Annotated in this window: 21 protein-coding genes; 12 read left to right on the plus strand and 9 right to left on the minus strand. The window is 41.1% G+C overall.

Annotation, left to right across the window (positions count from 1 at the left end; all coding sequences use genetic code 11):
• The first annotated feature begins 67 nt into the window (after positions 1-67).
• From MHB66_RS14070 to MHB66_RS14080, 3 genes are read left to right on the plus strand one after another with little or no spacing between them, the layout of a single operon-like run.
• The gene (locus MHB66_RS14070; protein ID WP_046312167.1) at positions 68-1,069 is read left to right on the plus strand and encodes an ABC transporter substrate-binding protein; all 1,002 of its coding nucleotides are present in this window, start codon (positions 68-70) and stop codon (positions 1,067-1,069) included.
• Between the two features lie 15 nt (positions 1,070-1,084).
• Positions 1,085-1,855: an ABC transporter ATP-binding protein gene (locus MHB66_RS14075; protein WP_046312169.1), complete on the plus strand. Its 771-nt coding sequence runs from the start codon at positions 1,085-1,087 to the stop codon at positions 1,853-1,855.
• Positions 1,842-2,636, plus strand: coding sequence for an ABC transporter permease (locus MHB66_RS14080; RefSeq protein ID WP_039180873.1), 795 nt, complete (start codon positions 1,842-1,844; stop codon positions 2,634-2,636). Before MHB66_RS14075 ends, MHB66_RS14080 begins: the two co-directional genes overlap by 14 nt.
• A 31-nt stretch (positions 2,637-2,667) precedes the next feature.
• Here MHB66_RS14080 and ytkD read toward each other — a convergent pair whose 3' ends face one another.
• On the minus strand, positions 2,668-3,144 hold the full coding sequence (ytkD, locus tag MHB66_RS14085) for an RNA deprotection pyrophosphohydrolase (protein WP_034279403.1): 477 nt from the start codon (positions 3,142-3,144) through the stop codon (positions 2,668-2,670).
• A 248-nt stretch (positions 3,145-3,392) separates the two neighbouring features.
• Between ytkD and MHB66_RS14090 the strand changes: the two genes are divergently transcribed.
• On the plus strand, positions 3,393-4,004 hold the full coding sequence (locus MHB66_RS14090; RefSeq protein ID WP_046312174.1) for a TerD family protein: 612 nt from the start codon (positions 3,393-3,395) through the stop codon (positions 4,002-4,004).
• A gap of 22 nt (positions 4,005-4,026) precedes the next feature.
• Complete coding sequence (locus MHB66_RS14095; protein WP_024424922.1) at positions 4,027-4,812, plus strand: AIM24 family protein; 786 nt, start codon at positions 4,027-4,029, stop codon at positions 4,810-4,812.
• 28 nt (positions 4,813-4,840) lie between these two features.
• Here MHB66_RS14095 and MHB66_RS14100 read toward each other — a convergent pair whose 3' ends face one another.
• From MHB66_RS14100 to MHB66_RS14115, 4 genes are all read right to left on the minus strand, one after another.
• The gene (locus MHB66_RS14100; RefSeq protein WP_024425787.1) at positions 4,841-5,149 is read right to left on the minus strand and encodes a hypothetical protein; all 309 of its coding nucleotides are present in this window, start codon (positions 5,147-5,149) and stop codon (positions 4,841-4,843) included.
• A gap of 43 nt (positions 5,150-5,192) precedes the next feature.
• The gene (locus MHB66_RS14105; RefSeq protein ID WP_034279395.1) at positions 5,193-5,597 is read right to left on the minus strand and encodes a phage holin family protein; all 405 of its coding nucleotides are present in this window, start codon (positions 5,595-5,597) and stop codon (positions 5,193-5,195) included.
• Positions 5,598-5,752: 155 nt separating this feature from the next.
• On the minus strand, positions 5,753-5,944 hold the full coding sequence (locus tag MHB66_RS14110) for a hypothetical protein (RefSeq protein ID WP_024424925.1): 192 nt from the start codon (positions 5,942-5,944) through the stop codon (positions 5,753-5,755).
• A gap of 126 nt (positions 5,945-6,070) precedes the next feature.
• Positions 6,071-6,508, minus strand: a complete 438-nt coding sequence (locus tag MHB66_RS14115; RefSeq protein WP_024424926.1) for a Dps family protein — start codon at positions 6,506-6,508, stop codon at positions 6,071-6,073.
• Positions 6,509-6,639: 131 nt separating this feature from the next.
• On the opposite strand from MHB66_RS14115, the gene ytzI reads away from it, so the two are divergent.
• Positions 6,640-6,786: a YtzI protein gene (gene ytzI, locus MHB66_RS14120; protein WP_003217544.1), complete on the plus strand. Its 147-nt coding sequence runs from the start codon at positions 6,640-6,642 to the stop codon at positions 6,784-6,786.
• Positions 6,787-6,794: 8 nt separating this feature from the next.
• Here ytzI and MHB66_RS14125 read toward each other — a convergent pair whose 3' ends face one another.
• The gene (locus MHB66_RS14125; protein ID WP_041116883.1) at positions 6,795-7,232 is read right to left on the minus strand and encodes a FixH family protein; all 438 of its coding nucleotides are present in this window, start codon (positions 7,230-7,232) and stop codon (positions 6,795-6,797) included.
• 118 nt (positions 7,233-7,350) lie between these two features.
• The gene (locus tag MHB66_RS14130; RefSeq protein ID WP_003217624.1) at positions 7,351-7,824 is read right to left on the minus strand and encodes an S-ribosylhomocysteine lyase; all 474 of its coding nucleotides are present in this window, start codon (positions 7,822-7,824) and stop codon (positions 7,351-7,353) included.
• A 126-nt stretch (positions 7,825-7,950) separates the two neighbouring features.
• On the opposite strand from MHB66_RS14130, the gene yidD reads away from it, so the two are divergent.
• A complete protein-coding gene (gene yidD, locus MHB66_RS14135; RefSeq protein WP_024424928.1) occupies positions 7,951-8,175 on the plus strand; it encodes a membrane protein insertion efficiency factor YidD in 225 nt (74 codons plus the stop codon).
• Between the two features lies 1 nt (position 8,176).
• Here the strand turns inward: yidD and MHB66_RS14140 are convergent, their stop codons facing one another.
• A complete protein-coding gene (locus tag MHB66_RS14140; RefSeq protein ID WP_024424929.1) occupies positions 8,177-8,743 on the minus strand; it encodes a carbonic anhydrase in 567 nt (188 codons plus the stop codon).
• A gap of 214 nt (positions 8,744-8,957) precedes the next feature.
• Here MHB66_RS14140 and MHB66_RS14145 point away from each other — a divergent pair, with 214 nt between their 5' ends.
• Positions 8,958-9,941 carry a zinc ABC transporter substrate-binding protein gene (locus MHB66_RS14145; protein WP_041116881.1) on the plus strand — a complete coding sequence of 328 codons (984 nt, stop codon included), beginning with the start codon at positions 8,958-8,960 and terminating at the stop codon, positions 9,939-9,941.
• 77 nt (positions 9,942-10,018) lie between these two features.
• On the opposite strand, the gene MHB66_RS14150 is transcribed toward MHB66_RS14145, so the two are convergent.
• Positions 10,019-10,261 carry a type B 50S ribosomal protein L31 gene (locus MHB66_RS14150; protein ID WP_024424931.1) on the minus strand — a complete coding sequence of 81 codons (243 nt, stop codon included), beginning with the start codon at positions 10,259-10,261 and terminating at the stop codon, positions 10,019-10,021.
• Between the two features lie 176 nt (positions 10,262-10,437).
• On the opposite strand from MHB66_RS14150, the gene MHB66_RS14155 reads away from it, so the two are divergent.
• From MHB66_RS14155 to MHB66_RS14170, 4 genes are all read left to right on the plus strand, one after another.
• Positions 10,438-11,769 carry a cytochrome ubiquinol oxidase subunit I gene (locus tag MHB66_RS14155; RefSeq protein WP_041116879.1) on the plus strand — a complete coding sequence of 444 codons (1,332 nt, stop codon included), beginning with the start codon at positions 10,438-10,440 and terminating at the stop codon, positions 11,767-11,769.
• Between the two features lie 22 nt (positions 11,770-11,791).
• Positions 11,792-12,838, plus strand: a complete 1,047-nt coding sequence (locus MHB66_RS14160) for a cytochrome d ubiquinol oxidase subunit II (protein WP_170871266.1) — start codon at positions 11,792-11,794, stop codon at positions 12,836-12,838.
• 68 nt (positions 12,839-12,906) lie between these two features.
• Positions 12,907-13,065: a DUF1540 domain-containing protein gene (locus tag MHB66_RS14165; protein WP_080943468.1), complete on the plus strand. Its 159-nt coding sequence runs from the start codon at positions 12,907-12,909 to the stop codon at positions 13,063-13,065.
• A 25-nt stretch (positions 13,066-13,090) separates the two neighbouring features.
• A complete protein-coding gene (locus tag MHB66_RS14170; RefSeq protein WP_034279382.1) occupies positions 13,091-13,282 on the plus strand; it encodes a hypothetical protein in 192 nt (63 codons plus the stop codon).
• The last annotated feature ends 20 nt before the right edge of the window (positions 13,283-13,302 follow it).

The raw sequence follows: 13,302 nt of genomic DNA on the forward strand, positions 1-13,302 counted from the left end.
GCACTCACCAAAAATCCCTTTTGACATACTTTAATTAGTGATCTAGAACAAAGGAGGCGAATTACTCTTGAATCGTTCCATCAAAGTCAGACTGGCATTCATCGTCGTTGTCCTGCTCTTTATTCCATTTGTCGCCTGTAAAAAAGAACAAGAGCAGACCGTACAAGTAGCCGAGGTGACCCATTCGGTTTTTTATGCTCCGCTCTATGTTGCCATATCTGAGGATTTCTTCAAAGAAGAAGGGCTAGAGGTTGAATTAAAAACGACCTGGGGCGGCGATAAAACGATGACAGCTCTCTTATCCGGCGGTGCAGATATCGCCCTGACCGGATCTGAATCCTCTATCTATGTAGAGGCTCAAGACACAAAAGACTCTGTCATCAACTTTGCACAGCTGACACAAACAGACGGTACATTTCTTGTTTCAAGGGAGAAAGTGAGCGAATTCTCTTGGGATCAATTAAAAGGAAAAGACTTTCTTGGACAGCGGAAAGGCGGCATGCCGCAAATGGTCGGTGAATATGTCCTGAAAAAGGAAGGCATTGATGTAAAAAAGGATCTTCGCATGATTCAAAATATTGATTTTGCCAACATTTCAGGTGCTTTCTCCTCTGGAACTGGCGATTTTGTGCAGTTATTCGAACCGACAGCATCCTTAATTGAAAAAGAAGGCAAAGGGTACATTACCGCCTCCTTTGGAGAGGCTTCCGGAAAGGTGCCGTATACCACCTTCATGGCAAAGAAGAGTTACTTAGAGGAAAACAAAGAGACAGCTGAAGCCTTCACTCGCGCCATTTACAAAGCGCAGAAATGGGTAGAAGCCAAGCCGCCGGAGGAGATTGCCAAAACCATTCAATCTCATTTTCCTGACACAGAACTTGATGTTTTATCAACTGCCATTAAGCGCTACAAACAGCAGGACTCCTATGCAGCAGATCCCCTTCTGAATGAAGAGGAATGGAACAAATTACAGGAAATCATGAAGGAGAGCGATGAATTGCCGAAATTTATCCCGTACAAACAACTTGTCGATTCATCCATTGCAAAGAAGGTCACAGAACACAAATAGAATAGGAGGTAGCACATGTCTTTCCTTCAAATTGACCATGTGACCCACACGTACTTCTCTTTAAAAGAAAAAACAACGGCCATACAGCATATCAATATGGAGATAGACCAAGGAGAATTTATCTCATTTATTGGTCCCAGCGGCTGCGGGAAAACCACCCTGCTGTCTATCATTGCAGGAATAACGCCGCCATCTGAAGGCCGAATTTTAATCGAAGGAAAAGAACCGAATCAAAAGGAGCATCAAATCGGCTACATGCTCCAGCAAGATTATTTGTTCCCTTGGAAAACCATCAAGGAAAATATCATTCTCGGGTTAAAAATTACCAAGCAAGATTCCCATGAAGCCACCTCCGCCGCTCTTGGCTTACTGCCTAAGCTTGGCCTTCATGATGTAGAGGAAAAATACCCGAAGGAGCTGTCAGGCGGTATGAGGCAGCGTGCGGCTCTCGCCCGAACGCTTGCAGTGAATCCCGGTCTGCTTTTACTAGATGAGCCCTTTTCAGCTCTAGACTACCAAACCAAACTCACTTTAGAGGATCTCGTCTTTCATACACTCAAAAACTATCAAAAAACAGCGGTTCTTGTGACACATGACATCGGCGAAGCCATTGCGATGAGTGATCGCATTTTCTTATTCTCAAAGCATCCTGGCTCGATACAGCGAATCTTTACCGTTCCAAATGATCTGAAGACTCTTTCTCCTTTCAAAGCGAGACAGACCCAGAGTTTCCAAGAGCTCTTTCAAACGATTTGGAAGGAGCTGAAAACAGTTGAAACACAGTGACCTTTTACATGAAGCCTATCGCAAAAAATACCGAATGGAAAAACGCATGACCCGAATCTATCAGTTCATTATTTTCGCCAGCTTCTTTTCGCTTTGGGAGCTTGCCAGTCATTTTCGCCTTATCGATCCACTGATATTTAGTTCACCTTCAGCAGTCTGCCAATTGTTTGTACAAAAAATATCCGATGGGTCTTTAGTGAATCATATGAGTATTACATTATTTGAAACGGTGCTCGGATTTCTACTTGGTACCTTTTGCGGCATTTTGCTCGCTGCCGCCTTATGGTGGTCCACCCGCCTGGCAAACGTTCTTGATCCTTATTTAGTCATTTTAAATGCCATGCCAAAAGTTGCCCTCGCCCCGATTTTAATTGTTGCCCTTGGGCCTGGCATGATCAGCATCGTTGCCATGGGCGCAATCATTAGTGTGATCATTACGACAATCGTCATTTATACAGCCTTTCAAGAGGTCGATGAGAATTATTTAAAGGTGATGAAAACCTTTGGTGCGAAAAAAAGCGTCGTCTTTCGCGAGGTCATTTTGCCAGCTAGTATTCCAACGATGATTTCTGCGATCAAAGTCAATGTCGGTCTTTCTTGGGTTGGGGTTATCGTAGGGGAATTTCTTGTTTCCTCAAAAGGGCTCGGCTACATGATCATTTACGGTTTTCAAGTCTTCAACTTTACACTCGTGTTCTTAAGTCTTTTCATTATTGCCGTATTTGCGACCATCATGTACCAGCTTGTGGAATGGCTCGAACGCCGTTTTCTTCAAAAATAAAAAGCACAGGGATTGTCACCCTGCGCTTTTTTTAACGAATCAAACCGTTCTTTTCTAAATAAGCAAGACTTCGTCTTAACACATCATCTTTCATAATAAAACTGAAATTCTTATTTTTTGCGATGGATCTTGGCAAGTCTGCGAAAAGAACGGGTCCTTTCGTTTCAAAATACGTGTCTTGCTTCACTAGCTTTTCAATATCAGCGAAATAAATATTCTTGACAATGACCTTTTCTCTGCCCAGCACCTGATATTGACCAATATACGTTAATTCACGAACAACAGCACCCGTCTCTTCTTGAATCTCCCGTATAGCGGCTTGGTCTGCTTCTTCATCCGGCTCAACTTTCCCTCCTGGAAACTCATAGCCCCGATCCTCATGTTCAGTGAGCAGCCATTTCCCTTGGTAGCGGCAGATGGCCCAAACATGCTTAGGATGACTTGAAAAAGGCTTCTCCTCAAAAGAGAGCTTGACCGTATTATGATAATAGTCTTTAAATACATGCATGTGAAATCCCTCATATCCTGTCCTTGCTTCTTGTAAAACATCATACCACAGATCACATTTATCTGAAGAATTTTTATCAAAAGTGAAACAAACGAGTGGTTCCAACTCGTCTTTATCTAAAATGAGGTATTGTTTCTAAAACCTTTTTATCATCTCCAACTTCACCCAATTTTAATCATGAAACCTTTTATCCCTATATGACGTAAATGAATCAGTGTTTGTCCTATGACAACGAGGAGGAAATCAGCATGAGTATAAAAAATGGGTCAAAACAAAACGCACCCCATGAGGTGATCAAGAAACACCTCGTGAAAGGGCAAAAGTTAGATTTAACAAAAGACAATCCAGCGGTCGACCAAATTCATATCGGGCTTGGCTGGGACCTTGCTGGTCAGCCAATTGATTTAGATACGCAAGTGTTTCTTTTAAATGAAGAGGACAAGCTGTTGTCTCCTAAGCATCTGATCTATTATCACCAGCAGCAAAGCTTAGATGGAGCTGTGCGTCATCTTGGTGATCATCAATTTGGCGGAGGGTATCGAGACAATGAAATGATTATTATGCAATTAAGCAGAGTCTCACCTGATATTCATAAAATTGTCGTCACAGCCACGATACATGATGCACACGAACGCCAGCATCATTTTGGACAAGTCACCAATGCCTACGTGCGACTTACGGATCAAATCTCGCAGCAAGAGATTTGTACCTTTCAGTTAACAGAGGATTATTCGTATTGTACATCCATTATATGCGCTGAACTCACGAGAGATCAGGAGGAATGGAAAATCACCGCGACCGGGCAAGGGACTACTCTAGATTTAAATGATTTATGCCGCATCTACGGATTTACATCTTGACGCAGGAAAGGAGCCGGCACCTATGGGATTTCATTTCAACACAATAGAAGAACTTACCTTACAAGCAGAAGGCAGCGGAATCTTTTTTGCCAAAAAAGGCGCCATGATTGCGGATCAAGGAAGTTTCCAATACCGCAAGCGATTACTTGGAACGAATAAAGGAAATATGGTCAGCCAAGTATTTAACCATATCAGCAGGAAATTCACAGGGGAGAACCTTGAGATGATGGAAGTGAGTGGACAAGGTACTTGCTACTTGGCGGATGCAAGCGAGCATGTAACAGTGATTAACCTTGAGCCAAGCGGTCCTTGGCAGCATGTAAGTGTAGAAAGTGAAGATTTACTTGCCTTTACTGAGGAATGCCATTACGGCGTCACACCAGTAGGCGTTGGTATTTTATCACAGAAAGGACTGTTTACATCAAAACTCTCTTATCAAGGGCACGGAGCGCAAGTCGCCATCAAAACGAATGGAAATCCGCTCATTTTAAAAGCCCCCTGCCGTGTAGACCCTGACGCAATTGTTGCTTGGACAGGCAAAGCACCGAAGGTCAAACTAGATGTGAACTGGAAGACTTTCATTGGACAAACATCTGGCGAATCCTACTTATTTGAGTTCCAGGAACAAGATCAAATCGTCATTATCCAGCCATCTGAGCGCACATCTGGGTTACGGGTGGGCTTAGATGATAATCGCTACAAACCTCAGAGCCAGAGCTCCTCTCATGAGTTCACCAATTCACAGCAAGAAAATAGAGGCGGCGGGATCAGCGATTTGATCGGAGGCATTTTACAACCGCGAAAATAAAGCATGTAGAGAATCTCTACATGCTTTTTCAATTCATCAAACCATTTGTCTCAATAAAGCTCCTTGTCTCTTCATTGCCGAGCTCATAAATCATTGTGTAAATCTCTTTTCTTTTTCTATCCATTTCATCATTTGGACTATCATAATGATATTCAAGAAACGGAACATGCGCCCGAAAGAAGCCTTTCCAATCTGTCATATACTGTTCATCGAAATAGTCTCTCAGCTGCAAAATTTGATCATCATCTGCTTCTATTTGAAATTGCCAAGCCGCTGCATCTCTATGCTGCGATATCGATCCATCTTGTACGGATACATAGTACGTGTGTCTCGCCATCTGAATCATCCTTTTTCCTTTAGTATGACCAGATATGAGGAAATTACGGCTTTTTGCGCAATTTATTTTTCAACATGTCCAATACATCAATAAACAACTGTGGAATGGGAACTCCAAGGGCTCTGGCTGTCGAGACGATTTGGTAAGATTCATAAATAATATAAAAGATGATCGCTAAATCCTTAATCGTCCCATTTGTCTTCAGCATGACATCGAAGAAATGCGCCATCGATATTAAGGAGACTGTCACGATCTTTCGAACAAGCCGCGTAAAAAACCGCTTCATTGTGAGCTGCCCAGTCAAAGATTCTCTTAGGCTTGAACAAATTAATTCAATAGCCATCAACGTCACTAAAATCATCAGTAAATATCCTGCTCCACCAAACAGAAAGCCCATCGCCGACAAACTCACTGTAACCAACGAAAAGATGCCTAAATCCTTGCTCACTTGGCATCAACATCCTTTCAAAGTGGAACTCCTTACCTCAATAGTATATGCCGAATTCTCGCAATAGCTTGGACGACAAAAAATAAAGGCGCTGTTATGTCCTCAGGGAGACGAATGAAACCAAAAAAAGCCGCCCCATGAGGCGGCTTCTCTTTTTAGACTCTGACATCAATAAATGAAGCATCTGAATCCTTTGGCTGAACAGCTTGAGGCTGCTGCTGCACTTGATCCAGCATCACCATAGCTTGTGCTGTATTCGTAGCAAGCTGTGAATTCAACAAACTAATATTGAGTGTCTTTTGAATGCTCGCTACTTGCTGACTCATCATTCCTGCAATAGAAGACATCTACTTCCCTCCCTTCTCTTTTCTCTTCGGCTGAAAGCCCTATGATTTCAATGGGCTGTCTGTCCCGATTCCAATAAAAAAGAATGTCGGTCTATTTATGACCGACATTCTTTTCACATACGTGTATTATCCTAAATATGCTTTAAGCATCCAGTTGTGTTTTTCAATGGATTGATGAATCGCAAGCAGCATATCACCTGTAGTTTCATCGCCAACCTCTGCAGCCAGCTCCATTCCTTGCTTTAATTCCTCAGCGATATTGGAGAAATCATCATATAGATTTTTCACCATTTGCTCCGCTGATTCTTTGCCCTCTGCTTCTTGAATGCTGGAAATTTCTAAGCACTCTTTCATTGTCGCAACAGGCTGTCCATTTAAAGCAAGCATACGCTCAGCCAAATCATCAATATATGTAGCTGTTTCTGTATATAGTTCCTCAAATTTCTCATGGAGTGTAAAGAAATCTTTCCCCTTTACATACCAATGATAGTTATGTAATTTCACGTAAAGCACAGTCCAATCAGCTACTTGTTTATTGACGACGTTTAATAATTGTTCAGACATATTTATTCCTCCTTATGTAATTGCGTTTAGTATGAGAATACCCTTTTCTTATTATACTGAAACCTGCCGTCAATTTCTTCTATTTTGACTGCATGAAATATATGTTAATATGGAAATAAGGAGGGAGTTAGATGCTGTTACTTGGGATTATCAGCTTTATCATTATCTCAATCGTTGTCTTTTTATCATTGTGGACGACATCGAAGGCTTATGAATATAAGCATAAAGTCGATTCACCACAGGATGCAGAACCAAATCAACGTCCTAATCCAAAATAAATCCGCTTTTAATGATGTGAGGTTTCTTCTTCTTCAGTAGATGAACTCTCTTTTTTCACCTCACCTACGTGGATGTTCGTTTTTGGCATATTATGCTGCTGTTTAGCTGTCACATGGACTTGTATGATATAAAGGCCATCTTTTTTGAAGGCTGTGTGCAATTCGTATACACCCTTGTTTTCTTTCTTTGGCTGAATCATCTTGCTGTTATCCTTGTCGCCATCTTTCCACACTTCAAATTGAACATCATCTGCATCATCAACAGGCCTATCACCGTATGTGACAGCTGCTTTTACTATAACGCTTTCATTTTTCTCCACTTGCTCAGGTCCTGTGAGCTTTACTTCTAATAACTCAGGCACTTCCCCTTTGCCGCTATTTGCTGCAGAGTTTCCACATGCACTTAATAACGTGAGCATCAGAATCATTCCCAACATTTTTCGCATCCTGCGTTTCCCCCTTCTTTTACTGACATGTCCATTTTAACAAATATCCCCTATTTTGACATCTCTGTTTAAATTCAAATAAAAAACCGGACATCTAAATGTCCGGTTCATCCTTCTATTAACCAAATACTTTTAAAAGCTCTTCTTGATCCTGAGAAAGCCAGAAACGCATTAAACGTTTTGCCCCTTCAAGATCATGAAGCTTCGCTTGTCCGCATTGCTCTTCGTTTGCAGCAGGAATTTCTGTTACTTCAACCGCATCCTTGAATGTTGCATCAAGAAGTTCAACGATCTCTTTTGGAGTTGGTGCACCACTGACAACTAAATAGTAGCCTGTCTGGCAGCCCATTGGAGAAATATCGATGATATCAAAATGATCATATTTCTCTGAGTGTGTTCTAATATTAAACGCAAGCAAATGCTCTAATGTATGAATCGTATCAGGTTTCATCGCCTGCTTGTTGGGCTGACAAAAACGAATATCGAATTTATTTACTTCCCCATCTGATCCCACTTTATGAACGCCGCAATGACGAACATATGGCGCTTTTACAGCATTATGATCAAGTTCAAAGCTTTCGACTGAAGGCATAATCACCACTCCTATAATTGCAATTTCCTATATTATAACATATTTCTCCGACCAGTTTAGTTTATAAAACTTTCCTTCCTTGTCCTTTTTTCTTATACTGTGGAAGACAGACAAGGAGGAACCTCTATGAAACAAATTTTTATCGGCATGATACGCTTTTATCAAAAATGTATTTCCCCTCTTACACCGCCAAGCTGCCGGTTTTATCCAACATGCTCAAACTATGGACTAGAGGCGATCAAAACGCATGGCGCGGTCAAGGGCGGCTGGCTCACCATAAAACGGATTTTGAAATGTCATCCGCTTCATCCTGGCGGCATCGATCCTGTTCCGCCTAAAAAGGAAAAATAACTTACTTTTCTTCATATCCGTTGACAACTAAGTCAAGCTTCCCTGTTCCAGGGTCAATGACAAGCCCGTGTACAGGTACATCTGATGGAAGAAGCGGGTGATTTTTCACTACGGACACACTGTCCTTCACGCTCTCTTCGACTGAACTAAAGCTTTTGAGCCACTGTTTAAAATCAATTCCTGAGTATTCCAGTACTTCAATACGTTTTTCTGGAATACCGCGCTCAACGGCTTTATTTAAAAGTGTCTGGCTGTCTATTTTACTCATCCCGCAATCATGATGCCCAATGACATATACCTCGTCAGCATTTAATTCGTAAACAGCAACTAAAATGCTTCGCATAATACTTCCAAATGGATGAGAAACAAGCGCCCCAGCACTTTTAACAATCTTAATATCACCATTTTTCATGTTCATGGCACGCGGAAGCAGTTCAACAAGTCTTGTATCCATACACGATAGAATGACAGCTTTTTTCTGTGGAAACTTTGTTGTTGTAAATTCTTCGTATTTCTTTTCTTCAATAAATTGTTGATTATATTCGATGATTTCATCTAAAAGTTTCATACGTTTGTCCATTCCTTTATCTTTTTTTAAAAATAAATATAGCACAATGTAAGAAATTTCGTCACGTTTTGCAGCTTATTTTTTTAGAGGAAACATCTGCTGACGAAAATTTTTTATTTTCCTCTTTTCAAATCGTAATAATTACGATACAATAACTCAGGACATTAAATCGTAATCATTTCTATCTATTAGATTGAGAGGAGACATTTTCTACATGAAAAAAATCTTTTTTATTTTAACAGCTGCTTTATTCGCGATCGGTCTTGCCGCTTGCTCAAGCAGTGCGGGCACGAATGCTTCAAAAGGTAAGGCAGACGGGAAACTAATGATTTACACCACGATCTTCCCAATCCAAGATTTTACTGAAAAAATTGGCGGCTCTCACGTTCATGCTCAAAGCGTGTATCCTGCAAATGCAGATGCACACAGCTTTGAACCAAGTTCAAAAACAATGGTTGAAATGGCTGAAGGTGATGCCTTTATCTACAGCGGCACAGGGGCTGAAGCATTCGCAGACAAAACTGCTGCCACTTTAAAAGACCAAGGTGTGAAAACAGTCAAAGCAGCCGAAGGCATCAAATTGTTATCGACAAATGAAGAACATGCACATGAAGAAGGCGAAGATCATGACCATGAAGGTGAAGACCATGATCATGACGGGCACGATCACGGAGATAAAGACCCTCATGCATGGTTAGACCCGGTTTATGCGCAGCAAATGGCGAAAAACATTAAAGACACACTCGTCTCATTAGATCCAGATCATAAAGATGAATACACAAAAAACTATGAACATCTAAAAGAAGATTTGCAATCATTAGATCAAGAATTCAAAACAACGTTATCTAAAGCGAAACATAAAGAAATCCTTGTTTCTCACGCAGCTTATGGTTATTGGGAAAAGCGCTATGGCATTGAGCAAATCAGTGTTTTAGGATTATCCGCTTCTGAAGAGCCATCACAAAAACAGCTCGAAAACATTGTACAAAAAGCGGAAAAGCATCACATTCAATACGTTATTTTTGAAAACAACGTCAGCAGCAAAGTATCAGATACAATCCGCAGTGAAATTGGGGCAAAAAGCTTGACCCTTAAAAATCTAGAATCCATTACTGAAGATGATGCCAAAAACGGCGAAAGCTACGTCAGCTTAATGAAACAAAACTTAAAGACCTTAAACACCGCTTTAAATGATTAATGCTTTGAACCCCGGCTGATCACCCGGGGTTTTTTACTGTCAAAAAAAGCACACCGTTATCAGGCGTGCTTTTTTGATTACATTTGATATTTTTTCTTAAACTGCTCGGCTCTTCCACCTTTTTCTCCGAATTTTTGGCGCCCTGTATAAAAAGGATGCGTATCAGAGCTTGTTTCTACTTTAATGACAGGATACGTTTTCCCATCTTCCCACTCTACTGTCTCATTTGATGTCTTTGTTGATCTACTCAAGAAGCGGTAACCGCTGTTTACGTCCATAAATACAACTTCATGTGAGGTTGGATGAATATCTCTTTTCAATGTCAAAACTCCTTTCGTTAATAAAACGTAATGGTTACGTTTTATATTTATATTCTACTCCCTCTTTTACAACTTGTCAAAAAACAAGCTTTCTTAGTCAGGAAGAATAATCTAAAAATGGTGGAGAATAATAAGCATCATGAAAAAGAGAAGCGATAAGAAAGGCGGAGAAAAAATTGACTGATCTCGTTTTAGCTAGAAGCCTGTTCGGCACAACCATGGGCTTTCATATTATTTATGCCTCGCTTGGCGTTGGCATCCCGCTAATGATTTTGTTAGCTGAACTCATCTTTCAAAAAACGAAGGACCCTCATTATGCCATCATGGCCAAGCGGTGGACAAAAGCACAGGCTGTTCTGTTAGGGGTCGCCATTCCAACAGGTACAATTGCTGGTACGCAACTTGCCCTTTTATGGCCAGGTTTTATGGAGGTTATCGGAAAGGTCATGTCACTGCCATTCCAGATTGAAATTTATGCGTTCTTTATAGAAGCATTATTTATGTCTATTTATGTGTACGCAGCGGATCGCCTATCAAATGCAATGCGCATCATTACCGTTATTTTTATCGTCATTGGTGCAGCTGCATCAGCGATTCTAATTACAAACGTACATGCTTTTGAAGGGACACCTGCTGGCTTTCAGATGGTGAATGGAGAAATCACAAATATCGAGCCTTGGAAGGCCTTTTTCAATCCAAGCTTTGCTGTAACTGCTACACATGTTGTGCTGTCTGCTTTTACAACAGGTGCTTTTGTGATTGCTTCAGTTGCAGCTTTTAAAATGCTCAAAACGAGAAAAAATGAGAAGCTCTATACATTTCATCGAAAAGCCCTTTTTCTTGGACTCATTGTAGGAGGACTTTTCTCCTTTCTAACAGCCTTAAATGGCCACGAATCCGCTCAGCTTCTGTATGAATATCAGCCTGAAAAGCTGGCTGGAGCTGAAGGTTTATTTGAAACGCAATCACATGCGCCTCTTGCAATAGGTGGTTTTACGGATGCTGATTCGCAGGAAATTAAAGGTGCGATCGAAATTCCTTGGGCGCTCAGTTTTCTGGCAGGAAATAGCTTCGATACAGTGGTCAAAGGCTTAAATGATTTTCCTCGTGACGAGTGGCCGCCTTTATTTATACACACATTATTTAACGGCATGGTCATTATTGGATCGGTGCTCATTCTATTTGCGGTATTAGCCCTGCTTTACCGTAAAATTTTAAAACGGGACAAATTTCCGAAGTGGCTTCTTTTTCTTTACTTATTCGGCGGTCCTCTTAGTCTTTTGGCTATTGAATTTGGCTGGATCTTTGCTTGTACAGGCCGCCAGCCATGGGTCATTTATCGAATGCTCAAAACCTCCGAGGTTGTCACATCATCTGGCTCGATCGGAACACTTTTTATCCTTTTTGCCATTGTCTATCTCATCTTAGGCATAGCAACCGTTATTGTGCTGACGTACTACTTTAGGAAAAATACGATTGAAGAAGACCTACGGTTAACAGAATCTTAAAAAAGGAGCGATCTTGATGCAAATGGATGTTACAACTGATGCGCTCATTGCAATCACCATCTTATGGGGATTCGTTTTTATCTATGCAGTGATGGCATCAATGGATTTCGGCGCAGGATTTTGGTCGATGATTTATATGAATAGAGAACAAACAAAAGCCGCTAATATCGCAAATAAGTACCTTTCTCCAACATGGGAAGTGACAAACGTCTTTATTGTCGCCATCGTTGTCGCATTGTTCAGCCTGTTTCCAGGTGCGACCTTTGTACTTGGCACCGTTTTATTAATACCCGGCAGCATCATATTATTACTTCTTGCACTGCGAAGCGGGTTTCTCGTGTTTTCTCATTCACTGCCTAAGAAATACCGAAAAGCGGTGACGTATATTTCAGGGATCAGCGGCTTTATCATTCCGTCCATCCTGATCATGGTTCTCCCAATCACCCATGGTGGCTTTATCTTTCAGGAGAACAACGTCTACTCATTAGATCTTGGACTGGTCTTTACAAGTGCAAATGTCTATTCTTTTGTCGGCTTTGCCATTTTCAGCACCCTTTTTCTTTCGTCCTTGCTTTTAGCTGATTTCTCTAATGTAGCTGATGAAGATGAAGCTTACAGCATTTATAGAAGAGGAGCGCTCATTACGGGTCCACTTTCACTTATGATGGCCTTTTTTATCATGCTGACATTACGAAGCGAGGCCAATTGGCTGTTCACAAAAATGATGCAGAACATCCCTATTCTTCTTGTATCTCTCCTAATGTTTCTGCTCGCAGGACTGGCTCTATTTTTACCAAACAGCCGGTTTAAGCACCGGAAAGGAAGACCACGCCTTGCCGTCATTGCGATTACCATTCAATATTTCTTAGCAAGCTATGTGTATGGACGTGCCCATTTGCCTTACATGGCTTATCCAGATATTACAATCATGTCTGGATTTACAGATCCTGTCACATTTAGGGCATTATTTATCACCTATATTGTAGGTTTTATCATCTTGTTTCCCGGATTTTATTTCTTCTGGAAATTATTTATGAAGGATAAGCGCTATATTCGTCAGGAAGATTAACATGAATGGACGAGCTTCATTTCGGTTACATTATAGATGAAAGACATACTCAAAAGGAGGTCATCTGTATGAGTCAAAAAATCCTTTGTGAAGTCAATAACTGTTTCTATTGGAATGCTGGAAACCGCTGTGGTGCAGATGCAATCTATGTCGTCAGCCACACAGGAAATACGGCTGAGAAAAGCGAAGAAACGGATTGTAAAACGTTTAAACCACAAGACCTTTAAGTCTCATTAAAGGAGGCGCTTCATTTTGAAACATGATCGGCTGCTTCAAACGTTTTTTGACGAAATTCATGACGCGGATGAAGACGCATTCCACCAAGCCGCTCACTCCTTTTTAAATCTTTGGGATTATGAATATGGACATGCATCAAACATGCCAAATGAAATTCATCAGTATATCGGACAGCTTGCTTATGACAGCGAGCTGGTTGAAGAGTAAGAAAGAGCGGATCACCGCTC

Source organism: Bacillus sp. FSL L8-0167, from assembly GCF_038630295.1.
Taxonomy (GTDB): domain Bacteria; phylum Bacillota; class Bacilli; order Bacillales; family Bacillaceae; genus Bacillus; species Bacillus safensis.